22 protein-coding genes are annotated in these 26,990 nt (G+C 65.8%); 15 read left to right on the top strand and 7 right to left on the bottom strand.

Annotated features, from left to right (window positions below; all coding sequences use genetic code 11):
• Positions 1–250 precede the first annotated feature (250 nt).
• Entirely contained in the window at positions 251–586 is a 336-nt protein-coding gene (locus DN771_RS21875; protein ID WP_162942258.1) for a hypothetical protein, read from the top strand.
• 181 nt (positions 587–767) lie between these two features.
• Positions 768–1,034 carry a hypothetical protein gene (locus DN771_RS21870; RefSeq protein WP_116999683.1) on the top strand — a complete coding sequence of 89 codons (267 nt, stop codon included), beginning with the start codon at positions 768–770 and terminating at the stop codon, positions 1,032–1,034.
• On the opposite strand, the gene DN771_RS21865 is transcribed toward DN771_RS21870, so the two are convergent.
• The gene (locus DN771_RS21865; protein ID WP_116999682.1) at positions 1,021–1,800 is read right to left on the bottom strand and encodes a sugar phosphate nucleotidyltransferase; all 780 of its coding nucleotides are present in this window, start codon (positions 1,798–1,800) and stop codon (positions 1,021–1,023) included. The genes DN771_RS21870 and DN771_RS21865 overlap by 14 nt on opposite strands.
• A 158-nt stretch (positions 1,801–1,958) precedes the next feature.
• On the opposite strand from DN771_RS21865, the gene DN771_RS21860 reads away from it, so the two are divergent.
• Positions 1,959–3,284: a glutamate-1-semialdehyde 2,1-aminomutase gene (locus tag DN771_RS21860; protein ID WP_116999681.1), complete on the top strand. Its 1,326-nt coding sequence runs from the start codon at positions 1,959–1,961 to the stop codon at positions 3,282–3,284.
• An 11-nt stretch (positions 3,285–3,295) separates the two neighbouring features.
• Here the strand turns inward: DN771_RS21860 and DN771_RS21855 are convergent, their stop codons facing one another.
• Together DN771_RS21855 and rfbC are read right to left on the bottom strand one after the other, a co-directional pair.
• A complete protein-coding gene (locus DN771_RS21855) occupies positions 3,296–4,600 on the bottom strand; it encodes a DUF4910 domain-containing protein (protein WP_116999680.1) in 1,305 nt (434 codons plus the stop codon).
• A complete protein-coding gene (gene rfbC / locus DN771_RS21850; protein WP_193615397.1) occupies positions 4,597–5,235 on the bottom strand; it encodes a dTDP-4-dehydrorhamnose 3,5-epimerase in 639 nt (212 codons plus the stop codon). Before rfbC ends, DN771_RS21855 begins: the two co-directional genes overlap by 4 nt.
• Between rfbC and DN771_RS21845 the strand changes: the two genes are divergently transcribed.
• Genes DN771_RS21845 through DN771_RS21835 form a run of 3 tightly spaced genes read left to right on the top strand, consistent with a single transcriptional unit; the run spans position 5,234 to position 8,211 of the window.
• A complete protein-coding gene (locus tag DN771_RS21845) occupies positions 5,234–6,490 on the top strand; it encodes a class I SAM-dependent methyltransferase (RefSeq protein ID WP_116999678.1) in 1,257 nt (418 codons plus the stop codon). The two genes, rfbC and DN771_RS21845, sit on opposite strands and share 2 nt — an antisense overlap.
• Positions 6,491–6,497: 7 nt before the next feature.
• A complete protein-coding gene (locus DN771_RS21840) occupies positions 6,498–7,139 on the top strand; it encodes a PIG-L deacetylase family protein (protein ID WP_116999677.1) in 642 nt (213 codons plus the stop codon).
• Between the two features lie 46 nt (positions 7,140–7,185).
• Positions 7,186–8,211, top strand: coding sequence for an NAD-dependent epimerase/dehydratase family protein (locus DN771_RS21835; RefSeq protein WP_116999676.1), 1,026 nt, complete (start codon positions 7,186–7,188; stop codon positions 8,209–8,211).
• Positions 8,212–8,227: 16 nt separating this feature from the next.
• Here DN771_RS21835 and DN771_RS21830 read toward each other — a convergent pair whose 3' ends face one another.
• Positions 8,228–9,697, bottom strand: coding sequence for an apiosidase-like domain-containing protein (locus DN771_RS21830; protein WP_116999675.1), 1,470 nt, complete (start codon positions 9,695–9,697; stop codon positions 8,228–8,230).
• A gap of 86 nt (positions 9,698–9,783) precedes the next feature.
• Between DN771_RS21830 and lhgO the strand changes: the two genes are divergently transcribed.
• The 7 genes from lhgO to DN771_RS21795 all read left to right on the top strand — a co-directional run bounded on the left by lhgO (position 9,784) and on the right by DN771_RS21795 (position 20,002).
• Positions 9,784–11,031, top strand: a complete 1,248-nt coding sequence (lhgO, locus tag DN771_RS21825; RefSeq protein WP_205528711.1) for an L-2-hydroxyglutarate oxidase — start codon at positions 9,784–9,786, stop codon at positions 11,029–11,031.
• A gap of 98 nt (positions 11,032–11,129) precedes the next feature.
• Entirely contained in the window at positions 11,130–12,785 is a 1,656-nt protein-coding gene (locus DN771_RS21820) for an exopolysaccharide biosynthesis polyprenyl glycosylphosphotransferase (RefSeq protein ID WP_116999674.1), read from the top strand.
• A 253-nt stretch (positions 12,786–13,038) separates the two neighbouring features.
• Positions 13,039–14,787, top strand: a complete 1,749-nt coding sequence (locus tag DN771_RS21815; RefSeq protein ID WP_116999673.1) for an acetolactate synthase large subunit — start codon at positions 13,039–13,041, stop codon at positions 14,785–14,787.
• Positions 14,784–15,329 (top strand): acetolactate synthase small subunit, encoded by a 546-nt coding sequence (ilvN, locus tag DN771_RS21810; protein ID WP_116999672.1) that lies wholly within the window; start codon positions 14,784–14,786, stop codon positions 15,327–15,329. The genes DN771_RS21815 and ilvN overlap by 4 nt, the downstream gene beginning before the upstream one ends.
• Positions 15,329–16,363 (top strand): ketol-acid reductoisomerase, encoded by a 1,035-nt coding sequence (gene ilvC, locus DN771_RS21805; protein ID WP_116999671.1) that lies wholly within the window; start codon positions 15,329–15,331, stop codon positions 16,361–16,363. Before ilvN ends, ilvC begins: the two co-directional genes overlap by 1 nt.
• Before the next feature lie 167 nt (positions 16,364–16,530).
• Positions 16,531–17,313, top strand: a complete 783-nt coding sequence (locus DN771_RS29730) for a hypothetical protein (protein WP_162942256.1) — start codon at positions 16,531–16,533, stop codon at positions 17,311–17,313.
• 88 nt (positions 17,314–17,401) lie between these two features.
• The gene (locus DN771_RS21795; protein ID WP_162942255.1) at positions 17,402–20,002 is read left to right on the top strand and encodes an acyltransferase family protein; all 2,601 of its coding nucleotides are present in this window, start codon (positions 17,402–17,404) and stop codon (positions 20,000–20,002) included.
• Here DN771_RS21795 and DN771_RS21790 read toward each other — a convergent pair.
• From DN771_RS21790 to DN771_RS21780, 3 genes are all read right to left on the bottom strand, one after another.
• Positions 19,989–21,053, bottom strand: a complete 1,065-nt coding sequence (locus DN771_RS21790; RefSeq protein ID WP_116999695.1) for an NAD-dependent epimerase/dehydratase family protein — start codon at positions 21,051–21,053, stop codon at positions 19,989–19,991. The genes DN771_RS21795 and DN771_RS21790 overlap by 14 nt on opposite strands.
• A 30-nt stretch (positions 21,054–21,083) precedes the next feature.
• Complete coding sequence (locus tag DN771_RS21785) at positions 21,084–21,887, bottom strand: phytanoyl-CoA dioxygenase family protein (RefSeq protein ID WP_116999668.1); 804 nt, start codon at positions 21,885–21,887, stop codon at positions 21,084–21,086.
• A 149-nt stretch (positions 21,888–22,036) separates the two neighbouring features.
• On the bottom strand, positions 22,037–24,025 hold the full coding sequence (locus DN771_RS21780) for a hypothetical protein (protein ID WP_116999667.1): 1,989 nt from the start codon (positions 24,023–24,025) through the stop codon (positions 22,037–22,039).
• A 245-nt stretch (positions 24,026–24,270) separates the two neighbouring features.
• Here DN771_RS21780 and DN771_RS21775 point away from each other — a divergent pair, with 245 nt between their 5' ends.
• The gene (locus tag DN771_RS21775; RefSeq protein WP_162942254.1) at positions 24,271–25,152 is read left to right on the top strand and encodes a glycoside hydrolase family 26 protein; all 882 of its coding nucleotides are present in this window, start codon (positions 24,271–24,273) and stop codon (positions 25,150–25,152) included.
• Between the two features lie 133 nt (positions 25,153–25,285).
• Positions 25,286–26,986, top strand: a complete 1,701-nt coding sequence (locus DN771_RS21770; RefSeq protein WP_116999665.1) for an alkaline phosphatase family protein — start codon at positions 25,286–25,288, stop codon at positions 26,984–26,986.
• The last annotated feature ends 4 nt before the right edge of the window (positions 26,987–26,990 follow it).

The raw sequence follows: 26,990 nt of genomic DNA, 5'->3' as shown, positions 1-26,990 counted from the left end.
TGCTGGGTCGCATCGTCATGTTGGCGATGTGTCGCCGGGTTCGCCGTTGACGGTCACGGGAATCGCGTCGGGAGAAGTGGTGAGTGTGCAGAACGATGGTGGGTCGTTCGCCTACGAGTTCACCCTCGACCCGCAACCCCAGCCGCCGGAGCCGTGTACGGACCCGGTGTCCTGTGAGATCGTCACGTCCGTCCGGTCGGTCTGGAACTGTAACGCGCCGGATTGCACGGGTGACCCGTGGCAAGGAGGGGTGATTGCGTGGCCCTCGTGGTCGGCGTACTCGGACAACGGTCGGAACGGCAACGACGCTCGGATCGTCTATTCACTCGACGGCGAGCAGCTGTTTCCGTACATGGGGGCATGGGCGAACGGATGTGTCGTCACAGCGGTCTTCGACTACGTACTCGTCATCGAGTGGCAGCGGGGTACCAACGACTGGAGATCGACGTATCTCGCACCGGGTGAATCGCACACGATCTCGTTGATCGAGCCGGAGGACAACGCGCTGATCGAGACGCCCGACTCGCCGACAACCTTCGGCATTCGACTCGAGAACTGCGACCCCCAGCCCCTGGGCTCGTCGTGACGTGAACCTCAGGGGTGCCCCGCAGTCGAGTGCGACGCACATCGCCGCGCTCTGTGGCCTCCTCCTCCTCGGAGCGAGCGGGATCGCCTGTGGCAGTGGCGATGACGGTGGCCCCCCGGCATCATCGGAGCCGCCAGCGCCGTTGATGAGCTGGATTGGGCCCTCGCTGGATGGAGGCACGGTGGCCCTGGATGACGCCACCGTCGAGTTCGTCGGATCCGTTCCTGCCCCCGTTGACGTGATCCTCGGCATCCGCGACTGTGCGTCGCTCGAGAGCGCTGTCGCGTTCTGGACAGCCCGGATCGAAGAGCCCGCCGTTGCAGCTCGTGCGTCGGCCTATGCGGCCGCTGCTGCCGCACGCCGCAGCGAACTCGGATGCGAGCATTCGACGCCGACGCCGCAGACCTCTCCGTCGAGCTCGGTCGAAAGGCGCTTCACCTCTGGATGAACGCCTGCCACGGAGGTGATCCGGACGCAACCATTTCGTCGAGAGCGATCTTGTCCTTAAATGTGTCCATGTTCTGCCAGAACCCATCGTACGGCATCGCCAAGAGCTGGCGGCGTTCGATCAGCTTCTGAAACGGCTCCACGACGAGTTCCTCTCCCGGGTTCATCACATCGAAGATCTCACGTCGAAAGACGAAGAAGCCGGCATTGATTCGCACGGGGGATCGAGCGATGTGCTCGAGGTGCGTCACGCAATGCTCGGAGTCCGCATGGACGATATGGAACGTGTGGGGTGCAGGAACACTCAGGAAGCACGCTGTCTTGTCGCGAGCCTCGAAATCCTTCACGTAGGTTTCGAGGTTGAGATCCGACAGGCCGTCCGCGTAGTTGGCGAGAAACATCTCGTCGTCGCCGAGGTGGGCTCGGACTCGCCGGAGTCGTTCACCGACGTTCGACGACAAACCGGTGTCGGCGAAGGTGATCGTCCAGTCATCGATGTCGCTGTTCAAGAGCGTGACACGGCGGCCGCCGTCGCTGAAAACGAAGTCGTTGTTGGCGCACTCGTTGTAGTCGAGGAAGTACTGCTTGATCTTGCCGGCACCGTGCCCCAGGCACAGGATGAACTCGGTGTGCCCGAAGTGCGAGTAGTGCTTCATCAGATGCCACAAGATCGGCCTCTGCCCCACCTCGACGAGCGGCTTCGGAATCTGATCGGAGTAGTCGCGCAGACGCATACCCATCCCACCGCAGAACAGCACGACCTTCACCTCGACCTCCGACCGTCCCGACGACCAATTTGCATCTGCCCTCACTTCGCTCTGGCGCCTGTGTTGAATGTATCCGTCCACCGTCGATCCCCAGGCACGGATCCCGGCGCGTCGATAGTCTCGAGCGAGAACGGTGCAGTTGGAAGGCGGAGACCAAGTTGGATTTCACGAGGACGAATGAGTTGGGCAGGCGCCTCCGAGAGCTCGTCCCGGGTGGAGGGCACACGTACGCCAAAGGACCCGACCAGTATCCGGCACTGTCGCCGTCGGTACTCGCGAGGGGCCGTGGTAGCCACGTGTGGGACGTCGACGGCAACGAGTTCGTCGAGTACGGGATGGGTCTGCGCGCTGTGTCACTCGGCCATGCGTACGGAGAAGTGGTCCAGGCTGTGGCGCGGGCACTCGACCTGGGCACCAACTTCACTCGCCCGGCAGCGATCGAGGTTGAGTGTGCGGAGCGCTTTTGCGCCTCGATCCCAAGTGCCGAAGCGGTGAAGTTCACCAAGGATGGCTCGACTGCGACGTCGGCAGCGGTCAAGTTGGCCCGCAAAGCGACTGGCCGCGCCCGGGTCGCGATCTGCGCCGACCAGGCCTTCTTCTCGTACGACGACTGGTTTATGGTCACGACCACGATGGCCGGTGGCATCCCCGCGGGCGTCGCCGCGCAGACCGTCACTTTTCGCTACAACGACCTCACCAGCGTCGAGGAGATGTTCGATCGCTACCCCGACGAGATCGCTGCGGTGATGCTCGAGGTGACTCGTGCAACCGCTCCCCAGCAGGGGTTTCTCGAAGGCGTGCGGAGTCTATGCGACCGCAATGGTGCCGTCCTGGTCTTCGACGAGATGATCACCGGCTTCCGCTACGCCGACGGTGGAGCTCAGGCCCAATACGGCGTTTCCCCGGACCTGTCCACCTTCGGCAAGGCACTGTCGAACGGGTTCTCACTCGCTGCGCTGTGCGGACGACGTGAACTGATGCGCTACGGATCACGCGAAAGAAGCGGGGACGACGTCTTCCTGCTTTCCACGACTCACGGAGCGGAGACGACGGCACTCGCCGCAGCGATCGCGGTGATGGACATTTACGAGCGCGAGCCCGTGGTCAGCCGCCTCTACGAGCAGGGCGACAAGCTCGCCACCGGTCTGCGTGCCCTGTCAGAGCAGCATGGACTCACGGACTATGTCGGCCCGATCGGGCTCGGCTGCGACCTCGCCTTCTTCACGCGCGACGCCGACGGCCAACCATCCCAGGCATTTCGAACGCTGTTTCTCCAGGAGACGATCCGCCGGGGTGTCCTGATGCCGTCGCTGGTCACCAGCTACTCACACAGCGATGCCGATGTCCAATTGACGCTGCGAGCAATCGACGGCGCCTTGGATGTCTACGCCAAAGCGTTGGTCGACGGGACAGAGCCGTTCTTGGTCGGCCCGCCGTCGAGATACGTGTTCGATCGTGTGTGGGACCGGCCCGCCCCGGTCTGACCGCACACCACTCAGGTGCGCGCTAGGGCTGGTCCGAGCAGCCCGTGGTCCTCGAGCAGCAGCGCTGTCGCCTCGACGGACTCGAACGAGAGGCCTGAGCGTGCGGCGATGTCGAGGAGTGAGTGCTCACCATCGGACAGGTTGAGTACCCAGAGCATGGCGAGTTGGGCATCCGCGATCGTCGTGCCGCCGAGGGCCCCGTACAGCCCGCGGGCTCCGAGCTGCGGCTCACCGAAGGGTTCGAGGTTTCTCAGCGCACGGTTCTTGTCGATCGCTTCTACGATGCCGGCGACAACGTCCAACGACTCCGCCATCCGCTCTCCAGAGACGAACAAAAGATTGTCGAGCGACGTGTGGTATTCGGGAAAAGTCCCGTGTCTGCCGCGCATCAATGAGCCGACTGGCACCCGGAAGCCAGGGGAGTTGTACTGGCGCTCGTCATAACCATATGGACTGAAGTCGGTCATCTGATGCGCGATCTGTCGGTCGCGAAGGACGATCGATGCCGCCTGATCAACGAGGGCGTCGCCAGTCACGGTGCGCTTGTACGTGAAGTCGTGGTCGTCACCGAGGCACGTGAGGGTGAGTCCAGCGGCGATTCTGGAGAGTTCGTCACGGTGACCGTCCAACCACGCGATGGTGCCGATGGTGCCCGGCGCGAAGATGAAGCGGACCGTATGGCGCAACTGCGGACCCTCGAGCAACCGTCTCGCCAGCAGCGCGGCCACGGCGATTCCGCTCAGATTGTCGTCGGCGAGCGAAGGGTGACACACGTGAGACGACACGAGGATCTCCCGTTCTGTCGCCCCCGGAACGATGGCTTCACCGTACGTCAGTGACCCCGGTTCGAGTGACGAGTCGATCATCACGTCGTAGTCGCCATCGGGAAGGTTGTCCAGGTCCTGCTGGCTCAAACAGAACCCCCAGGCTCGCGTGTAGTACGACGTACGGTAGGGCACGGCCTCCGGTTGATCCGGGAGGGTATGTAGGTGTGGTCGCAGCTCATCGAGTGTCATGCGAGCGGAGATCGGCTCGCTGTAGCTGACGATGTGAAGGTTGTTGCTGCGAAAGTCGATGACTCTCTCGCCGGAGCCTGCGTCCGCGATGTAGGCGTCGCGGACATTCCACTCTGGAGGGATCGTCCAGTCCAGCACCGGTGTCCCAGATGGGATCTCATGGATCTCGAGGGGCACGACCTCCGTGATGAGTCGCAGCGATTCACGAACTCCGTCCCCGGTGATGCTGCGGCATATCGGGTAGAGGTCCTCCACAAGCCGCATCGCCGCGTCGGCCACTGAGAATGGATCGGCGGTCATGTGGCCGAGGAAAACGTCGCCGGATCGATCGCTGGATATGTCGCATCACGCTCGGAGATCACGACAGGCGGGACCGGCCACTGCACCGCGACTGCGGCATCGTCCCACCGGATGCCGCGGGCCGCGTCGGGCCGGTAGCTCTCGCTCATCAGATACAGGACATCGGTCGTGGGCTGAAGCGTGACGAACCCGTGGGCGAAACCGGCGGGCACGAAGAGCGCCCGCCCGTTGTCGGCGCTCAACTCGGCGCCGAACCACTGGAGCCGTGTCGGGGAGCCCTCACGAAGGTCCACGATGACGTCGAACAGGGCACCGCGGATACAGCGGACGACCTTTGCTTCGGCGTCGTCGCCACGGTTGTAGTGGAGGCCGCGAAGCGTGCCGGCGTGGACGTTCGTCGAGATGTTGGCCTGTGGAAAGCGGACAGGAAGACCCACGGCGGCGAACTCACTCTCGCAGAAGATCCGGGAGAAGGAGCCGCGCTCGTCCAGATGCCGGTCCAGATCGATCGAGTAGGCGCCGTCCAGCGGCAGGCCGTCGAATATCACGCCGTCGTCCTCGTTCTGGCATAGCTGGCACGAAGTCGTCCAATCACTGGCAGAACTGTAGGGCGCCCGGATACCGTCCGGCCCCATGACTCATCCGTCGGAACCTCTCGCCGGTTCGTTCCCCTGTCGGTTCTGTGCGACGCCACTCGAGCACCCTGTCGTCGACCTCGGCATGTCGCCGCTGTGTGAGAGCTACCTCACCGCCGATCTACTCGACGCGCGCGAGTCGTTCTATCCACTCAAGGTGTGGATCTGTCATCGCTGCCTTCTGGTCCAGATCAACGACTATGTGAGTGCCGAGGACATCTTCACTGAGTATGCCTATTACTCGTCCTTCTCGACCAGCTGGCTCCAGCACGCATCGGACTATGTCGATGCGATGACCGATCGGCTCGGTCTCAATGAGGAGAGCTTCGTGGTCGAGCTCGCGAGCAACGACGGTTACCTGCTGCAATATTTCGTGGAGCGCCACATCCCTTGTCTCGGTATCGAGCCGTCAGTCAACGTGTCCCAGGCTGCTGTGGCCAAGGGTGTCCCCACCGACACCAGCTTCTTCGGGCGGGTGAAGGCGGAGCAGATGGCGTCCGCTGGTCAGCTCGCCGATCTCGTGCTCGGTAACAACGTGCTGGCGCAGGTGCCAGACCTCAACGACTTCGTGGCTGGTATTCCCCGAATCCTCAAGCCATCTGGAACGGTGACGATCGAGTTCCCCCACGCCGTCAGAATGATCGAGGAGAATCAGTTCGACACGATCTACCACGAGCACTTCTGCTATTTCTCCCTCGCCAGCGCCGAGGCGATCTTCGCGCATCATGGCATGACCATCTTCGATGTGGAGGAGCTCTGGACTCACGGGGGGTCGTTGCGGATCTACGCCCGCCATACCGCCGACGAGAGCCGGCCGCTCACCCAGCGTCTGCTCGACCTGCGTCAGCGCGAGATCGATGGCGGCTATCGCGACGTCGCCACCTACGCGCAGTTCGAGGAGCAGGTGCGCGAGACCAAACGCGCCTTGCTGGAGACGCTCTCCGACTTGAAACGTCGAGGCAAGACCGTCGTCGGATATGGTGCGCCTGGCAAGGGGAACACACTGCTCAACTACTGCGGTATCCGCACCGATTTCATCGACTTCACTGTTGATCGGAACCCATACAAGCAGGGCCGGTACCTACCAGGCACACATATCCCCATTCACGCTCCCGAGCGAATTGATGAGGTGAAGCCCGACTACGTCCTGATCCTTCCTTGGAACTTCAAGACTGAGATTCTCGAGCAACTCGCGTACGCACGGGAATGGGGAGCGCACTTCATCGTGCCCATCCCGACGGCCTCGATCGTCTGACGCCACGATGCTTCCCGTCTCGCTCGGTACCGGGCGCTCAGGTCCGTTGCAGGTGCTCCTCCTGGGTGCGCACAGCGACGACATCGAGATCGGTTGCGGCGGAACCGTCCTTCGCCTGCTGGCAGAACGCCCGGGCTCGACGATCCATTGGGTCGTCTTCTCGGCGGCCGGCCAACGTGCTGAGGAGGCCCGGACGAGCGCAGCGGCGTTCACCGGCGGCGCGGCAGGCGTGACCTTGCATAGCTTTCGCGAGAGCTACTTCCCGTATGTAGGAGCCGAGATCAAAGACGCTTTCGAAGAGCTATGCGCCGGGGTCGAGCCCGACGTGGTGTTCACCCACCGACGCGACGACGAGCATCAGGATCACCGCACGATCGCCGCTCTGACGTGGAACACGTTCCGCAACCATCTGGTCGCCGAGTACGAGATTCCGAAGTACGAAGGCGACCTCGGCCACCCCAATCTGTTCGTGCCGCTGACCGCAGAACTTGCCGAGCGCAAGATCGAACTCCTCACCGAGCACTTTGCGAGTCAGCGCAACCGCGCATGGTTCCGCCCGGCGACGTTCCGCGGGCTGATGGCCCTGCGGGGAGTCGAGTGCGTGGCCGACTACGCGGAGGCATTTCACATCCGCAAACTCATCATCTGAACGTCGGTTGAGTGGCGAATAGGAGCGAGTCGTATCCTCTCTGCCCATGAAGGTTCTCGTCACGGGCCACCGTGGCTACATCGGTGTGGAGATGGTCCCGGCCCTGCTGGCGGCCGGTCATGAGGTGATCGGTCTCGATACCGGGCTCTACGACGGCTGTGACTTCGTCAGTCCACCTGATGACGTACCAGAGTTGCGGATCGACCTCCGCGACGTCGAACTCGACCACCTCGTCGGCTGTGACGCCGTCGTTCACCTCGGCGCCCTCTCCAACGACCCACTCGGCAACCTCGACTCCACACTGACCTACGACATCAATCTGCACGCCTCGGTGCGTCTCGCTGAGGCAGCGAAGGAGGCAGGAGTGAGTCGCTACCTGTTTTCATCGTCATGCAGCCTCTACGGGGCAGGTGGGGACGGTCTGGTCACCGAACAGTCTCCGTTCCACCCCGTCACCGCATACGGTGAGTCGAAGGTGCGAGTCGAGCAGGCCGTCAGCACGCTGGCTGACGACACGTTCTCACCCGTCTACCTTCGGAACGCCACGGCGTACGGCATCTCCCGTCGCCTTCGGGCCGACATCGTCGTCAACGATCTCGTGGGTCATGCCGTCACCAGCGGAAAGGTCCTGATGCAGAGCGACGGCACACCCTGGAGGCCGCTCGTGCACATCGGCGACATCATCGGGGCCTTCGTCGCGTGCCTGTCCGCCCCGCGTGAGGCGATTCACAACCAGGCATTCAACGTCGGCCGCAACGGCGAGAACTATCAGATCCGTGACGTCGCGCGCCTGGTTGCCGACGTCGTTCCGGGCTGCGAGGTCGCGTTCGCCTCGGGAGCATCCAGCGATGAGCGCGACTACCGCGTCGACTTCACGAAGATCGAGAAGGGCTTGCCAGGTTTCGTCGCCCGCTGGACTCTTCGGGCCGGCATCGAAGAGATCTATCACGCCTACGTCGCCGCCGGACTGAGCGCAGAGGACTGGTCGGGCGATCGTTATTACCGGCTGCGCACGATCAACTCGCTGAAGCAGCAGGGGATCCTCGACGGCCAGCTCCGTTTCGTCGGCTGACGGCCCGGCACCCGCCTCAAGGAGTCGGCGCCGGCGACATGATGTAGAGCCAGTCGGTGTCCCCATTTGCGTTCGTCCCCGGGGGCGGAAGCGGCTGCTCTCCGCTCGCGGCCGGTAGTCGCGCCATGTCGGAAACCGACCCGTTCGTCGGGTCGACGCGGACGATCATGATGTCTGAATTCGTCCCGAGCGCTGACACCTCCACGGTGACCGTGCCGGCGTCGGAACTCGGGACGTACACAGCGCCGACCGAATCAGCAGTGCTGAATGCTGCGGCTACCCCCGCGGCCTCCGGCCCGTCGGCTCCGACGACGAACAGCCCGTCGACATCCGGTTGGAGGTTTGCCCACGGCAAACCTCCAACGATCTTGGCAACGACGCATTGGTGGCTGGTGCCTCGGTCGAGTTGGCCGCGCGGGTCCTCGAGAGACAGCTCCCAAGTCCCCTCGTATGGATACGGATTAGACGCACCGAAGTGCCAGCGTGGGTTGTTTCCGAAGACATGGCCGAACCCGCCGCTGAGGATTGCCCCGTACGCCTGATACCGCAAGAGCGCGTTGCCGCTCGGGAGCGCGTCGTCCCGCTCTTGTTCGTAGACACCCTCGATCGAGAACGTTGGGCGCGTCGGCTGCTGTGCGACGGCACGGCGGGCAGCGACCGCGGGGTCCCCCTCGGACTCGTACGACGTGTTGACCTGGAGCCAGTCGAACTCGCCGTAGACGTCGGCGGCAGTGGAGCCGCCTGCCGCGTGGCCCGCGATCAACTGCGGCGCGACGCTTCTGATGCCCTGCGCCATCGCGTCCATCCCGGCGAGCTCCGCGTCCGACAGGTCGGTGCGGTCACCACCCACGACCCACATGATGTTCGGACTGTCCGCGTATCGCCGTCCCAGGAAGGTTCCATAGTCGAACATCTGTCGTTGGGTTGCTGCCGCGACGGCGGCAGCAACCCCATCCGTTGCGTAGCCGAGGTAGGCCGGCGTCGCGAGCAACGTGATCCCGCGGGCAGCGGCCGCCGCGACGTACTCGTCGACCAGTTCCCAGTACGTCTCGTTCGGTCGTGATTGGAACAAGTCGCCCACGAACGGCACCTCGCCGTCGTGGTTGGCCGGTGGATGGCTCGAGTACGAGGTTTCGATAAGGCTGACGAGCACCGCATTGAACCGCATCGACGCGAGTTGGTCGAGGTACCAGTCGAACTCATCACGGTCCAGTTCGGCGATCGCCGACCAGCCAGCATCGCCGACCACCAGCCATGGATTTCCGCTGCCGTCCAGCACGTGGCGTCCGTCCGCAGCGATGGTCGACGGGAACGAGAACGAGTCGCTTGGCTCGTTGGCCCTGCATGTCGCATCCGTGGCGCTGTCGACGGTGTTCGCTGTGCCGGCGCGTGCCCCGGAGGCGAGCGTCCCGACAAGCAGCAGGGCACTCCCGAGCACGATGGCCCGACAGCGAAGCCTCAGGGGCGGGCGGCCGCCGCGTTTCATCGGAGAGAGCCTATGCCGAGCCGGTAGGCCGCGGACCTCGGCCGTCAGCACGCGTGGCCGCCATCGGCCCGGCTACGTTGCCGGGAGTGGTAGCTGAGCGCATCGAGGACGTGGTTGTGGTCGGGGGAGGCATCGTCGGTTTGGCTTCGGCGCTGGCCGTGACCGACCGGGTCCCCGACGCGCGCGTCACCGTCATCGACAAGGAGGACCGAGTAGCGTCCCACCAGACCGGACACAACTCGGGCGTGCTGCACTCCGGCATCTACTACAAACCGGGAAGTCTCAAGGCTACCCTCTGCCGGCTCGGCAACATTCGGATGCGCGAGTTCTGCGACGAGGAGGGTATCCCGTACGAAGTGCCCGGCAAGGTGATCGTTGCGACGACTCGCGACGAGCAGCCGCGCCTCGACGCTCTGCACGAGCGAGCGCTTGCTCACGGGCTCGACGTCGACCGACTCGGCCCGGACGGGCTACGAGATCACGAGCCATACGTCCGGGGGCTAGCAGGCCTCTACTTGCCGGCCACGGGGATCGTGGACTTCAAGGCGGTCGCGTCAGCGATGTCGCGGCGAATCGAGCGTCGTGGTGGAGTCGTGCGGCTGGGCACGACGGTCACCGCCATCGGGCGATCAGGCGGTCGCTGGCAGGTCCAGACGACAGCGGGGCCGATCGTCAGCGACGCCGTCATCAATTGTGCCGGCCTGCAGAGCGACCGTGTGGCGCGCCTCGCCGGAAAGCGACCTCCGGTCAGGGTCATCCCGTTCCGCGGCGAGTACTACGAACTGTCCAAAGCGTCCCAACCTCTGGTGAAGGGCCTGATCTATCCGGTTCCCGATCCATCGTTTCCCTTTCTCGGCGTGCACTTCACGCGGATGATGGACGGATCGGTGCACTGCGGCCCGAACGCAGTGCTGGCGGCCAAACGCGAGGGCTACCGGAGACGCGACGTGAGCCTGCGCGATCTCGCGGAGGTGCTTGCCTACCGAGGCTTCTGGCGTCTCGCAAGGCGGCACGCACTCGCCGGCTCGAGGGAGGTCGCCCGGTCACTCTCCAAGCGGCTCTTCGTCCGGAGTCTGCAGCGGCTGATCCCCGACGTCGGCGTCGATGATGTGGTGCATTCGCCCGCTGGTGTGCGAGCTCAGGCGCTGGCCGTCGACGGCGCACTCGTGGACGACTTCATGATCGTGGCCGATCGTGGGGCGGTGCACGTGTGCAACGCTCCGTCTCCTGCCGCGACATCGTCGCTCGAGATCGGTCGGGTCGTGGTCGAGAGCCTGCTCGGGCGAGGCGGTGCGATCCCGGGGTCGGCGCCCGACGAACCTGGTCGAAAGTAGTTTGCGGACGCCGCACTGGTGCTATAGTCCTCTGTAAGCGACTTGGAGGCGGAACCCCGGGTCGTGGCGGACACATAGATCGGCGGATCGGCGGAACCATGACCACTGAGACCTTGGGCGCGCGCACGCGTGCCCATGTCGCCCTATCGCGGCACGCGCGGCGCCGCACACACGGCACCGGCATGTCCGGGCAGGCCGGCGCAGCCGCGTCCGCAAGGGGGCGGAAACGATATGCGGACCATGATGCCGATTGCCGGCCGCCATGGGTCGACGGGCGCGCTCGTCACCGATTGCTCAACATCTTGAGGACCGGCGACGCTGTCGCCGTCTTGATTGGATTCGTCGTCCCGCTGTTCGGCTCCGTCAACGTGAAGCCGGACGGAATCCTCGCCGGGACGGTCGAAGTGATCGTCCTCGTTATCGCCGGTGTCTGGGCGGTGAGGTTTCAGGAGCTGTGGACGTCTCGGGTGATGGCCGTCCGGTCGATGGAAATCAGCCGGATCACCCGAGCGCTGGCCATCTTGTCACTGGTCGCGCTCGTCCTCGATCGCAAGTCGTCGATGGACATTCGGGCCGCCGACGTAGCGATCGCGGCGGCCACTGCTTGGGTCGTCCTCGTCGCTTGGCGAGCGGCGTACCGGGCGTACATCGCCGCGGAGCACCGGCAGGACCGTCTGCTCCAGCGCGTGGTCGTCGTCGGAACCGGCAGTCGCGCCGAGGAGCTGAAAGAACTCTTCGAGCAGCAACCCGAGCTCGGCATGCGGATCAGCGCTGTCATTGGGCCCCGTCACGAGGCGATCAGCGCCGGGCTCGGTGGTCTCTGGGTCGGGGACCTGAAGGACGCAGCACGGATCGTCGCGCGCACGGAGGCCGAGCTGGTCATCTTGTGCAGCGCCGACCTCGATCCGGGCCTGGTCCACCACCTGACGTCGACGAACGAGTCGAACGGGCACACGGTGTATGTCGATCCGGGGATGTCGCGTGTGGACTTCCGGCGGATGCGGGCTACGGCACTCGGTCATCAGCCGGTGTTCGAGGTCGAGTCGGCGTCGTTGTCATATCTCGAGCTCGCCACGAAGCGGACGTTCGACCTGGTCGTGGCCGGACTGGTCGCGATCGTCGCGTTGCCGGTAATGGTGCTCGTCGCCCTCGCGATCAAGCTCGACGACGGAGGCCCAGTGTTCTTCCGGCAGCAGCGCGTCGGACGACACGGCGAGCTCTTCTCGATGATCAAGTTCCGCTCGATGTGCATGGATGCCGAGCTGAAGCTGGCCGAGCTCAAGGCGGCTAACGAGCGCTCGGGGGTGCTTTTCAAGATGGAACGTGATCCCCGCGTCACCCGGGTCGGGCGGTTCATCCGGGCGACGAGCCTCGATGAGCTCCCCCAACTGTTCAACGTGGTCGGTGGCACGATGAGTATCGTCGGCCCCCGACCCGCTCTGCAGAGCGAGGTGGACCAGTTCCCCGAAGAGCTTCACGCTCGGCACAGCGTGCGTCCGGGCATTACGGGACTCTGGCAGGCCGAGGCAAGGGACAATCCGAGCTTCGGGACCTATCGACGACTCGATCTCTTCTACGTGGAGAACTGGTCGCTGTTGCTCGACATGACAATCCTGTTGGCGACGGCCGATCACTTCGTGCTCCGACCGCTCTTCAAGCTCCGGTATCGCGGGAGCAGCACGCCACGGACCGATCAGATGCCCACGGCAGCATCGGTCGACGAGCTGATGCCCGTCGACATCGCGATCGGCTGACCCGCGGGCGCTCTCGCAAGACGCCATTGTGCCGGGTTGCCTGCGGCGGGGCAGCCTGGCACAATGGCGGGCGATGTGTGCGCACCTCGCCCCGATGCTCGCGGTAGTACTCATTTCTTAGCGCGCTCGGCCTTCCGCCCTGCGCGCTGTACGACCTCCCAGATGGGAGGTCGCTTGCTTTTTCCGGGCGTTTCTTGGACGCCCAATCACCCCCCACCCGACCGACACCCCACCTCACCGAACGGAGACCCACATGAAGCTCACCGGGGCCCAAGCCCTGATCAACTCGTTGGAGCAGGAGTCCGTCGAGGTGGTGTTCGGGCTTCCCGGTGGCTGCATCCTGCCGGCCTACGACCCCCTGCTCGAGTCGAGCATCCGGCACATCCTCGTGCGCCACGAACAGGGCGCCGGTCACATGGCCGAGGGCTACGCCCACGTCACGGGCCGGCCGGGCGTGGCGATGGTGACGTCGGGCCCGGCGGCGACGAACCTCGTCACGCCGCTGATGGACGCCTACATGGACTCGATCCCGATGGTCGGCATCACCGGTCAGGTGCCGACCACGGCCATCGGCAGCGACGCCTTCCAGGAGTGCGACACGATCGGCATCACCCGCTCGGTCACCAAGCACAACGAACTGATCATGACACCGGCCGACGTGCCCCTCGCCGTGCGCCAGGCGTTCCACATCGCCACGACCGGGCGTCCCGGGCCGGTGCTGCTCGACGTTCCCAAGGACGTGCTGACCGGCGAGATGGAGTGGTACTGGCCGAGCGACGACGACGTCGCCGCCTCGCTTCCCGGCTACCGGCCCAACACCAAGGGCCACCCGCGGATGATCAAGGAGGCGGCCCGGCTGATCCTCGAGGCCGAGCGTCCCGTGCTGTACGTCGGCGGCGGCATCCTCAAGTCACGCGCCGCCGAGGAGTTGCGGGCCCTCGCCGAGCACACCGGCATCCACGTCGTCACGACCCTGATGGCCAGGGGAGCGTTCCCCGACGACCATCCCCTGTGCCTCGGCATGCCCGGCATGCACGGCAACGCCACGGCGATCACGGCGCTCCAGCGCAGCGACCTGCTGATCACGCTCGGCGCCCGCTTCGACGACCGGATCACCGGTCGGGTCGACTCGTTCGCCCCTGAGGCCAAGGTCATCCACGTCGACATCGACCCGGCCGAGCAGGGCAAGGTGCGCCGGCCCGACGTGCCGATCGTCGGTGACTGCAAGTCGGTGATCGCCGAGATCCTCACGGCGATCCGCGACCTCCAGGCCGGCGGCACCGAGCAGGCCGACACGTCGGCGTGGAAGAGCCGCATCTCGGGATGGCGCGAGCAGTTCCCGCTCACGTACGAGCCGAGCGAGCCCGGCGAGGCGCTCAAGCCGCAGTTCTGTCTCGAGAAGCTGCGCGACGCGGCCCCCGAGGGCACGATCCTGGCGTCGGGCGTCGGCCAGCACCAGATGTGGTCGTCGCAGTACTGGAAGTTCAACGAGCCGTACACCTGGGTGAACTCGGGTGGTCTTGGCACGATGGGCTTCTCCATCCCGGCTGCCATCGGTGCCAAGGTCGGGCGCCCCGACCGCACGGTGTGGGCGATCGACGGCGACGGTTGCTTCCAGATGACGGCTCAGGAGCTCGTCACGGCTTCGGTCGAGCGCATCCCGATCAAGGTCGGCCTGCTCAACAACAGCTATCTCGGCATGGTGCGCCAGTGGCAGGAGATGTTCTACGACGAGCGCTACAGCGAGGTCTACCTGTCGCCCGACACGCCGGACTACGTGCGCTGGGCCGAGGCGATGGGGTGCGTCGGCATCCGCGTGGAGTCGCCCGAGGAGGTCGAGCCGGCCATCGAGAAGGCCAACTCGATCAACGACCGCCCCGTCGTGGTGGAGTTCCGCGTGGCCTGGAACGAGAAGGTGTTCCCGATGGTGCCGGCCGGCTCGAGCAACGACGACGTCGTCCTCCCGCCCAGCCAGCAGTCCCGTCAGGGGGCGTTGAAGTGAGCGTCTCGACCGCACAGCAACCGGCGCAGCACCACATCTTGTCGGTGCTCGTGCAGAACCGCCCCGGCGTGCTCGCCCGGGTGGCCAGCTTGTTCGCCCGCCGCGGCTTCAACATCTTCTCGCTCGCCGTCGCCCCGGCCGAGGACGAGGGGATGAGTCGGATCACGATCGTCGTCGACGTCGAGTCGACGCCGCTCGAGCAGATCACCAAGCAGCTGTTCAAGCTCATCGAGGTCGTCAAGATCTCCGAGCTCGATCCGCGTCACTCGGTCGAGCGCGAGCTGCTGCTCGTCACGGTCCGGGTGTCGGCCGAGGTTCGCGGCCAGGTGCTCGAGATCGCCAACATCTTCGAGGCCAAGGTTCTCGCCGTGGGCGCCGACGCGATCACCGTCAGCCTCGATGGCCGTCCCGACAAGCTCGACGACTTTGAGGATCTGCTGGGCGCGTATGGCATTGTCGAGCTCCAGCGCACCGGACGGGTCGCCCTCCCCAAACTCGATCGACAGGCACGCCTCCGTGCCGTGAAAGGAAAAACAGGCTGATGGCCGCAAACGTGTACTACTCCGACGACGCCGACTCGTCGATCATCCGCGGCAAGAAGGTCGCCGTCATCGGGTACGGCTCGCAGGGCCACGGACACTCCCTCAACCTCAAGGACTCCGGCGTCGACGTCGTCGTCGGGCTTCGTGAGGGGTCGTCGTCGAAGGCCAAGGCGGAGTCGCAGGGCCTCACCGTGTTGTCGATCGCGGATGCCGCGGCAGCAGCCGACGTGATCATGATCCTCGCGCCCGACACCGAGCAGAAGGCGATCTACGACGAGCACATCGCGCCGAACCTGCAGCCCGGCAACGCGATCGCCTTCGCCCACGGCTTCAACGTGCGGTTCGGCCGCATCACAGCGCCCGAGGGCGTCGACGTGATCATGATCGCGCCGAAGGGCCCGGGTCACCTGGTGCGACGCACCTACACCGAGGGTGGCGGCGTGCCGGCGCTGATCGCCGTCGAGCAGGACGCGACCGGCGGGGCCAAGGAGCTCGCCCTGTCGTACGCCGACGCCATCGGCGGCACCCGCGCCGGAGTCATCGAGACGACGTTCACCGAGGAGACCGAGACCGACCTGTTCGGCGAGCAGGCCGTGCTCTGCGGCGGGTTGACCGCACTGGTGCAGGCCGGCTTCGAGACGCTCACGGAGGCCGGCTACGCGCCCGAGATGGCGTACTTCGAGTGCCTGCACGAGGTGAAGCTCATCGTCGACCTGATGTACGAGGAGGGCATCGCCGGGATGCGCTACTCGATCTCCGACACCGCCGAGTACGGCGACCTGACCCGCGGGCCCCGCGTGATCAACGCCGAGACCAAGGCCGAGATGAAGCGCATCCTCGAGGAGATCACGTCGGGCAAGTTCGCCGACGAGTGGGTGGCCGAGAGCGAGTCGGGCCGAGCCAACTACAAGGCGCTCCAGGAGAAGGGCAAGGCCCACCCGATCGAAGAGGTGGGCGCCCGGCTGCGCGGCATGATGCCGTGGATCAGCGCCGGCAAGACCAAGGTGGCCGACGCCGCCGGCGGCCTCACCTGACGCGAGTATCGCATCACGCCGTTGTACAATTGCGGCGGTCGTGGCGGACAGGCGGAAGACTCGACGGGAAGGTGAAGGCGGAGATCACACGCTGTTGTCGCGACCGGACGTGATCTCCGCGTTCCGACGTGGACAGGCGGCTACAGATGGCGAGAAGGCCGGGGCTCATGAGTGCGCTCCTCACATGCGTGGGCGTCGCCGACGTCGTCGTCACCATTCGGCTCTCCCGACTCGAACCCTGGCGGGGACCGGTGATCTTCTCGTTCTCCAGAACACACGGGCTCGACGCCGGCGACGTCCTGCTGATTCCATTGGTCGTTGTCGGGATCGCTGCGTTTTCGACTGCGCTGTCCTCGTCGCGAATCCACCGCGCGCACCTCGGGGGCCTAGTTGGACCGTCATGCGCCGTCGCCCTTGGCGTGGGAATGACGATTACGGGCGCGGCAGTGCTGCTCGAAGACGACGCCTCGTCGCGATGGCGGCTGGCCATGGCTCGGGTCCCTGAGGTGGTCGAGCTACCAGCCCCTGGCTCGCTCGTCACGGTTCTGGTCATTGGCGTTGCGGGATGTGTCCTGCTGGTCACGACGCACGACCGTGCCCGCTGGCTCGGCCGAAGTTCGTCCGCGCTCCGCTGGGGTGCTTGGTGGTGCGTTGTCGGCTTTGCCGCCGACGCCGCCGCCGGCGGTCGAGGTACCGCGTTCGGGGCTCTGGCGGTCGCCGCCTGGTTCGCGTTCACCTCGAGTTCCACGTCCGAACTCCTCACGACGAGCCTCGTCATGGTCGTTCTCGGAGTCGTCACCTTGGTCGCCCTCTGGGGACCTGGTCATTCGGTCACGCAACTCGCCGTTCGCGACGGCGGCACCGCTCGAACCGTCGCTGTGGGATTGACGATCGGCACCATCGGCGCACTGCGCGCCACCGCCACGCTCGCGAAAGGCCGAGGCCAGTGAGGCCCGGCAATGACGACCGGTCACGAACCGGGTCTCGATCTGAGGGATGATGCAAATCGTGGGACAGTCGCCGAGTCGATTGAACTCGTTGACCGGGTTGCGATTCGTCGCTGCCCTGCTCGTCTTCGCCAACCACGTCGGCGATGTCGCGCTTCCCGGAGGTGACGACGGTGTGGCGGCGTGGCTCGGTGTTGGCCGGGTCGGAGTGTCCTTCTTCTTCATCCTCAGCGGGTTCGTGCTCACGTGGTCGAATGCGGCGGCCGTCGGTCGAGGTACGTACGCGTGGAGGCGGTTCGCCCGTATCGCCCCGAGCCACGTCCTGACGTGGTCGGTCGCGTTGGTCGCGACAGCGGTCACGGGGGCCGCTGCGAGTTCCCGCGGTGCGGTCCTGTCGCTGCCCCTGCTGCAGGCGTGGTTCCCATCGTCGTCGATCAACTTCTCGGCGAACCCGGTGGCCTGGTCGCTGTCGTGCGAGCTGTTCTTCTACGTCGCGTTCCCCTTCGTGCTGCCGACGCTCCGCCGGCTCGGACCGGCTGGCCGAAGGATGACGATCGGAGCTCTGGTCGCCTTGACAATGGTGTTCCCGTTCGTCGCGTCGATGACGTTGTCGGACCCGATCGCCAGCTGGGCCGTGTATGTCCTGCCGTTGACCCGCGCGACCGAGTTCGTGCTCGGAGCGCTGCTCGCCTTGGAGGTTGCCGCCGGCCGCGTGCGCGAGGTCCGGCGGTCCTCTGCGGTCGTCCTCGTGGGCGCTGCGATCGCCTTGGCCGCCGCGGTTCCACCGCTCTATCGACCTGCGGCCGTGACCCTGGTGCCGATGGCGCTCTTGATCGTCGCCTACGCGCAGAGCGACCTCGCCGGAAGGCGCGCCTGGGTCGCGACCCCCGCGCTCGTGCGACTCGGTGAGTGGTCGTTCGCCTTCTATCTCGTGCATCGCGCTGGGATCGGCATCGTCGACCGCACTGTCGGACTGGTCGAGCGCTCGCTCGCTGCGGAGATCCTCCTCGCTGGACTCGCGTTCGGCGTCAGCGTCGCACTGGCTGCAGTCATGTACACAGCGGTCGAACGACCGGCCGAGCGGTGGCTGCGGGCGCGCGGCGCTCCGTCAGCTGGTCGCCGGTTGGTGGCGGCCTGGCAGACGCATCCGCGTCTGCTCGCCGCACTCGCTCTGATCGTCGCGGCGGCGGGGATCGGCGCCGTGGGCACAGGTGGGCGTGCGGTCGCCACGCGGCCGTACCTCGTCCCTGCGGCACCCGGTGTCAGCCTCGACGTGCTCCTGACGGTGGATGGCGCGAGACCGCTGCCCGACGGCTACCGGTTCGTCGGCGGCGGAGAAGGGCTCAGTGCGACTGGGGTGGGCTCCGAGGTCGTCGTCTATTCCGACCACGATCTGTCTGCAGGCGAGGGGGCGGTCCGCCGGCACGGCCAGACGGGCGCGTTCGTCTCGCGGCTCGTCCTGGACCCGACGACGATGACCGTCACGTCGGGCAGCGACCTGATCGGCCCGGGTACGGGGTTCTGGGACTATCCGTCGGGCTCGGTCGTGTGGGAGTCACCACGCTTCGCCGACGGCACGGAACAAGACATCCGATTCGCCAACTTCAACTCCGGCCTGCTGACGCCACCCGGAGTCTTGCTCGCGGATCGAACGGGGCATGGCTACGGGGGCAGCGTCTACTTCGCCAATGAGGAGAACGGCGACGCCGCGCGGGCATTCGGGATCACCGTGGAGGGCACCGCCACGATGCTTCCCCGGCTCGGGCTGTTCTCACGCGAGAACACCTCTGTTGCGGGCAATGAAACCGACACGACCGTCGTGATCGGCAACGAGGACTCCCCGCATGGCCAGATCTGGATCTATGTCGGGACGAAGCAAGTCGGCGGCTCGCCGCTTGAACGCGCGGGTTTGACGAATGGGGACCTCTTCGTCGTGGCGGCTGATGACCCAGCTTTGTCAAGTGACCGCCACATCCGTGCCGAGGTCCACGAGCGTACGGTCGAAGTGGAGTTGGCGTCTGTCGACTGGAATGCAACCGGTGCCGACCAAAACGCCACTGCTGCCGAGGTGGGACTCACGTTCGACAGCATCACCGACGGGCGGTTCCACCCTGATCACCCGAACGACTACTACTTTCTGACCGAGTCGGGCGGTGACACCACACCCGACGGGGGGTCGCGACGTGATGGCGGCGGATTGTGGCGCCTGCGCTTCGTCGACATCGAGCGTCCGCAGCTGGGTGCTTCGCTGACGCTGCTCCTGGATGGCAGCGAATCCGTCGGCGCGGGACAACCTCGACTCGATGGACCCGACAGCATGACGATCGATCGCCATGGCAACCTCCTCATGCAAGAGGACCCGAACGACCGCGACCACGTCGCCCGCGTGATCGCCTATCGGCTCGAAGACGGTGCCCTCGGTGTCGTCGCCGAGTTCGACCCTCGGCTCTTCGGCCCGGGGGCGTCAGACGACCCGGATCGGCTGACGACCGATGAGGAATCGAGCGGCATCATCGACACCGAATCACTGCTGGGCCCCGGCACCTTCCTGTTGAACGCCCAAGCCCACACGGCGAAGGCACTCGGGTCGCACGGTTCCGAACTCGTCCAGCACGGCCAGTTGTTGACTCTCCGGATCGACGACTTCACGGCGGTGTACGGAGCGGATCACCCACGCGCTAGCGGGCCCTGAACTCCGCGGCCGTGGGCATCCAGTCGAGTACCGCTGCGATCCCGTCGGTCAGCGGCTTCGTCGGCTCGTAGCCGAGGCTGCCTGCCGCAGTGTCGATGTTGCACGACGCTGCGCGGACATCGCCGTGGCGGTATCGGCCGCTGACCACTGGGGGCGGTGCCGCGCAGGCTTCGGCAACGATGCGGGCGACGGCGCCTATGGTGGTCGGGCGTCCCGAGCCGATGTCGACGAGACGATTGGCAGGGCGTCGAACCGAGGCGGCCAACGCCGAGGCGACGTCGTCGACGAAGACGAAGTCACGGACGATCTCACCATCCTCGTAGACATCGATGACGCGGCCCTCGAGGGCCGTGCGGGCGAAGAAGGTGAGCACACCGGTGTAGGAATTGGTGACGGACTGGCCGGGGCCGTACACGTTCTGCAACCGGAGAATCGACAGGTCGACCTGCCGTGCCTGGGTCCATGAACGCAGCAGGTGTTCCTGAGCGAGCTTGGTCGCCGCGTAGATGTTCGTCGGCTCGGGCACGGTGATACCGGCCACCGACGGGATCGGTCGGGCGGGCGACCCGTCGGGAGCACTGTGGTCCCACCGCCCTGCGTCGAGCTGCGCGGCGCTGCGCTGACCGGGGTAGAAGACCGTGCCCTCGTTGGTAATCCACGCCCCGTCGCCGTACACGGCGCGGCTCGAGGCCAGGACGATGTGACCGGGCCGGTGCGGTGAGTGCTCCAGCGCCTCGAGCATCGCAGCCGTCCCCAGCACGTTGACGTTGGCGTGCCGAGTGGGCTCGGTGAGCGACTGGCCCGTCCCGGTCTCTGCGGCGAGGTGGACGATCGCGTCTGGCCGGACCGTGGCGAGGACAGCAGCCCACGAGCTTGCGGCAGCGACGTCGCCCGGTACGAAGCGCACCTCGTCGGGGAGGTTCCGGGGAACAGTTCGCGTCGGATGGACCTGAGGATGAAGGTTGTCGAGGACGGCGACGTCGTCCCCAGCGGCGAGGAGCGCGACGCTCAGCCGGCAGCCGATGAACCCGGCACCGCCGGTGATGAGGATCGTCGCCATGCCGCCGTCGCAGGGTATCTGCTAGTTCGATGTCGCACGGTCGCCGGCCGTCGTCCCCGCTCGATCGACGGAACGTCGCCGCGGGCGAAGCCGGTCGATCGACCGCTGCACCCGGGAGGGGCGCTTGGCGAAGATCGTGATCCAGGCCTTCCGAACTCGCTGACCGGTGTTCGGCCACGCTCCGTGGATCGTCTTGCGGGCATGCACGTTCGCCCCGCCGAGTGGTACCGGGACCGAGACCGGATCCATGCCGTCGACGAGCGCGTCGTCGAGGTGCCAGATCCGGTGCCCTTGAGGCGTCACATCCAGACGATGTTCGTGGTTGGGACCGAGGTGGCTGAACGGGACGTAGCGCATGCACCCGTCGGACACGTCCGTCATCTGGAGAGGGAGCCAGACGGCGAGGCCCGTGTCACGTCCGTACGCCGAGTCCTGGTGCCACGACGTGGCCCCGGCGGCCCCTACGGGCTTGAAGATGGCGTGGTCGAAGACCATCTGCGACCGATGGCCGAGCAGTTCGTCGGCGAGTGCCGTGACGACGTGGAACGCCCGTGTCGCGAGCAGACGCGGCTCCAGTTCGGTGCACCGGACGATCTCGGGAATCCGCACCACGTCGGGGTCATCATTGATGGCCCGGTCATGGGCGATCTCGCCGGGGAGGTCCCGATACCTGTCGAACAAGGCATCGAGCAGTCGCTCGACCTCGGTGAGGTCGCCGATCGACAGGCCGAGATCGGGGACCGGCAGGAATCCCAGCCGATCGAACGCGCTGCGTCGATCTCCGGTCAGGTCTAGCCCGGTGAGCTCCGAGCGCTCAGTGATCATCGCGAGATCCGTTCTTCTGGGCTCCCACCCCGGGAGCGTCTGTCGCACATGCAACGCACGTACGGCTCGGCGACGGCGACGTGCGACCGCACTCTACCCACCAGGCCGTTCGGCCCACGGCAATTGAAGCATGTCCTCAGCCCGACGCTTCACTCGTTTCGGTTGACCACGCTCTTCACGGGGGTCTGTTCCTCGGATCCCGTGCCATCGGGATCCCAGTTCCACTCGGCGGACTGACCGTTGCCGGACACGATCGCCGACGTGTTTCCGTACGCGTGAGAACCCCAAGGGCTCGAAAAGCTGTAGTCGTACTGGCCCCAGTCGACGGGAACCCCGTCGACCGTTCGGTTGGCCGGGTCGGGCTCGAGGTGGAGTTCGGTACCGGTGAAAGGAGACACGAAGTCGGTGAGTCCTTCGTCGAAGGTCAGGCGACCCCCAGCCACCGCCTCGCGGAACGCATCGAAGCTCGCGACGTCATCCGACGTTGCTACCTCCCACACCATCGTGTCCCACGTCTCGATCTCGAAGACCTCGCCGCCATCGACAGTCCCCGCGGATCGGATCGAGCCGCCAGCGGCACCGATCGCTGCATAGACCGTGCGGCCGGACCAGGAAGGTTGTGCGAGGAACAGCCAGCGATCGTCCGTGACCACGCTGGCGAAGTCGGGATGGACCCAGATTCGCTGCGGCGTGCCGCCCGCCTCTGCACGAAGCAGGGCCGTCCTCCCGGATTGCACGCCCATCGGCGTGATTGTGGGCTTCTCCTTGGAGAACGGGGTGGGTCCGTGGAAAACGGTCACCATTCGCCCGGCCAGCGGACCGCCGCCCTCGGCGACGACCTGGAATCCTCCGGGAAGGTCTTCGTTGAACACGCGGCCGTCGAGTCGGAACCCGAGGGCGAGGTCCGACTCCACCCAGTTGTGATCGCTCCCTCCCTCGCGAACGGTGTAGCCGTCGCCCTTGTCGGTCGCGAGATCGACGAGCACCATGGGAAAGTCCGGCGAGCCCGGGACGTAGTCGCTCGTCGCGACGGCGATATTCGCCCAGCCGCCGAAGTCGAAGAGCTCGTCGCTCTCCGTCCGGAACGAGCCGCCGAGGTTGTCGAAGAGCAGATAGTTGAGCGCGTGCTCCTGGAACGAGAGGCCTTCGCTCAGCTCGATGTCGTAGACCCGTTCGGTCGGCCCGGTGTGTAGTGGCCCGACAAGGTCCTCGCTCCAGTCGGCGAGGAGACGATCGATGAACGTCTCGGCCTGCGCCCGTACGGCAGGGTCGGAGTACAGGTCGCGCAGCAACCAGTAGTCGCCGAGATAGGTCGGCAGATACTGGATCGAATCATCTTCGGTCTGGGCGACATCACGGCGGACGTGGTCGACGCTGCCATCGTTCCATTCCGCTGAGTAGCGGAAGAATGCATCGCGGTAGTAGTGCCATTGATCGTCGAGAGCGGGCGTGTCATCCCGCACCGGCACTCCGTTGACGACGTCGTCGGCGTAGATCTCCGACAGCAGCATTCCTGTGACCAGCGACTGCAGCTTGTGGTTCTCGGTGCCGTTGTACCCACCCGGGCCCGCGGGATCCCAAGGTTGACCGCTGCGCACATCGAGACCCACTCCCTGTGCGCTGTAGGCGGCGCCGAAGAACTGGTCGCGAAAGGCGATCAGCGAGTGATCCGTGTCGACGGTTCCGTCCGGATACTCGCCGCGCACCACGGCGTCGAAGGTCTCCGGATACAGAAGGTCCGGTTGCCCCCCGAATCGGAGGACGGCGTTGATGAAGGAGAACGCGCCGCCGTGCTGGGCGGAGAACTCGTCGTTGGCATCCGAGAGGTCGAGTCGCCTGAGGCTCGACAAGATGAGCTCGTTGGCCCGAGCGACGGACTCGCGACTTCCGGTGCGATCAGCGTGTTCCAGGAGGAGCAGACCGACTGCGGCGTCGTGGTCGAAATGCTGTTGCGGCCCCGTCATCATCGCCTGCAGATAGCGGTCCCGTCGTTCGTCGAACGCCTCGGTTGGGGTCCTCGGCAGTCCCGGCGGCACGCCCGCGGCTGCGAGGGTTGTCGACGCCCTGGCGGCCCCGGCCAGCGCCAGCGCCGCCGTGATGGCGAGGCGCGAGTGGCGGAAATGGTGCCGCCGTGACATGCGAGCGAAATGTAGCCGGAATCGAGAGACCATGACGTCGCTCTGGCGTACACTGCGCCGCCATGCGTCACATGATCAGGCGGAATGTGACCGTTGGAATCACGGCGGTCTTGGCAATGGTAGGTGGGCTCACGACGGCGGCGGGAGGCGTCTCGAATGCGTCGGCTGGTGCGTCACCAGCTGCTGACATCCGGCAGACGCTCGGCGTCTACCCGGGGTGGGGAGAGGTCGAAACGCTGCAAGCGATGGAGGACGCGCTGGGCTACGAGCTCAACACCGTCGTCCAGTTCGGTGGTCGGGAGACTCCCGAGGACTTCCAGGGCAGCGTCAACGGCGCACTCGGTGGTTTGACCAGCTGGATCTCCGCACGTGCGAATCCGCTGTACTCCGTCTCCATTCCGTTGGCCTTCGGCGACGCTGATGCGAGAAGCGAGGAAGGAATCGCGCAGGTCGCCGTCAACCTGCAACAGGCGGCCGGCGGAGCCTTCGACGCCTACTTCCTGGCGGCAGCGGAATCACTGGTCGCGGCTGGAGTGCCCGACGCCGTCCTGCGAATCGGGCACGAGTTCGACGCCGAGTGGTATCCGTGGTCCGCGCACGCGTCCTGCGAGGGCTATGCCAACGCGTTCCGCCACGTCGTCGATGTGTTCCGGTCGGTCTCGCCGACCTTCCGAATCGAATGGACGACGGGAATGCGCCAGTTCGACGAGTACGCCGACTGCGCCTATCCGGGCGACGATTACGTCGACATCATCGGGATGACCGTGTTCGACAAGGGTGGACCCATGAGGTACTTCTCACCGTCCACCGGAACGTGGAACGATCCGGCCCTCGTGTGGGCAGAGGAATACCTCCCGCGGATCCAGTTCCATCAGGAGTTCGCTGTCGCCCACAACAAGCCGGTGGCCTATCCCGAGTGGGGCTTGGCGGCCACGGACATCGGTGCGTACGGCGGGGACAACCCGACGTTCGTGCGTTCGATGGCTGCGTGGCTGCGTTCGTTGCCGGCCGAAGGTCCCGGCGCGCTCGCCTACCACGCGTACTTCCTCGGTGACAACGACCAGTTCGACGTTCGGCTCCTTCCCCAATCGTGGGCCGCATTCCTCGAGGAGTTCGGCGCGAGCTAGTCGGGGTTCGGCTCGACGGAGCCCTCCGCCGTCGCCCGTTCGGGGATTCCCGGCGCAGCCGGCGCGTCGGCGGAGTAGATTGTGATCGCTCATAGGACGGCGGAATGTCCTTAGCGGACAGGAGGACACGAGAATGGGCAGGGTGGCCGCGATCGGTCTGGACGCGATGGAGTGGCGGGTTGCCGAGCAACTCGCCGCTGCGGGGCGCATGCCAGCTTTGAGTTCGCTTCTTGCGCGAGGCAGTCGGTGCGTGCTCGAGAACGTGATTCCGTATCGATCGGAGCTGCCGTGGACGCAGTTCTTGACCGGGCGCACGGCGACCTCCAACGGGTACTGGAGCACCGTGGAGTTCGATCCTGAGTCGTACGACGCCTACACGATCGGCGCCCACCCGGTGGCACCGTTCTATGCCCTCGGCGAGGACACCAAGGTGATCGCCTTCGATGTGCCTCATTCGGTGCCGGACAGCCGTGTCAACGGAGTACAGGTGACGGCGTGGGGAGCTCACTCCCCGCAGTTCGCCCGGGCGTCGGAGCCACGAGGAGTGCTTGCCGAGGTCGACGCCCGATTCGGCACGCATCCCGGTTTCGAGAACGACTACGACGGCGCGTGGTACGTGCCGCAGTTCATCGACACGCTCGCGGAGGTCAACATCGAGGGCGCTCGCCGGCGCGTGGACGCGGTGCAGTGGTTGATGGAGCGAGAGCCCGACTGGGACTTCCTGTTCACGGTCATGTCCGAACCGCACTCTGCCGGCCACCACATGTGGCACGGCATCGACGAGAGGCATCCGCTGCACCGGTCGAAGACGGGGGGTCAGGCGCGCCGCCGGCTGATCGAGGTCTACAGTGCCGTCGACGCAGAGGTCGGCCGTTTGATCGAGGCGCTGCCCTCGGACACGACCGTCGTGGTGTTCGCCGTGCACGGGATGCAGCCGAATGCCAACGACGTGCCGTCGATGGTGCTGTTGCCCGAACTCCTGCACCGGCTCGAATTCAATCGCTCGTTGCTCGGTATCCGAGGCGAGAGCAAGTCACTGGCCGACAGCAGTGGCTTCGTCGTGCCGAGCGAACGTCAGCACTGGCTGACGACGGTGCGCCGCCGCTTCGGCGAGGGCCTGACGGGGCGGACTCGGCGTTTGGCCACCGCGGTGGCCCCTGACGACGCGCTCGAGCGGGTGCTCAAACTGCGGCGGCGGCTGAAGGGCCTGCCCGAGCCGCGGATGCCCTGGGAGCTTCGCGATCCGCCGGAGCCGGAGACATCGTTCACGGTCGAGGAGGTGATCGCCCAGCGCGGCGACGTCACCTGGCAGCCACCGATGTGGTATCGGGCGTACTGGCCGCGGATGCGCTGGTTCACCCTGCCGACCTTCTCCGATGCGCACGTGCGGATCAACCTGCAAGGTCGCGAACGTGACGGGATCGTCGCGCCCGGTGACTATCACCGGGCGTGTGATGAGTTCGAGGAGATCATCCGTCAGAGCCGCAATCCCCGCACGGGCCGGGAAGTGGTCGACGAGGTGATCCGCGTACGCGCCGACGATCCGCTTGCTCCGGGTGGCGCCGACGGCGATCTGGTCGTCTTGTGGAAGGAGCCGTTCGACGCCCTCGAGCATCCGCAGGCGGGCGTCATCGGTCCCGTCGCCTTCAACCGGACGGGCGAACACAGCTCGAACGGATTCGCCGTCATCGCAGGACCGGGAATCGGTCACGATGACCTCGGGACTCGGAGCGCGTTCGATCTGACGCCAACCGTTCTTGCGCTGCTCGGCAAGGAACCCGATGCCGATCTCGCCGGTCGAGCGATGATGACCCGCCCCGTCGCGGCTGGCTAGTCCG

This window comes from Desertimonas flava, from assembly GCF_003426815.1.
Lineage (GTDB): Bacteria > Actinomycetota > Acidimicrobiia > Acidimicrobiales > Ilumatobacteraceae > Desertimonas > Desertimonas flava.
This window is presented reverse-complemented; position numbering and strand designations above follow the sequence as displayed.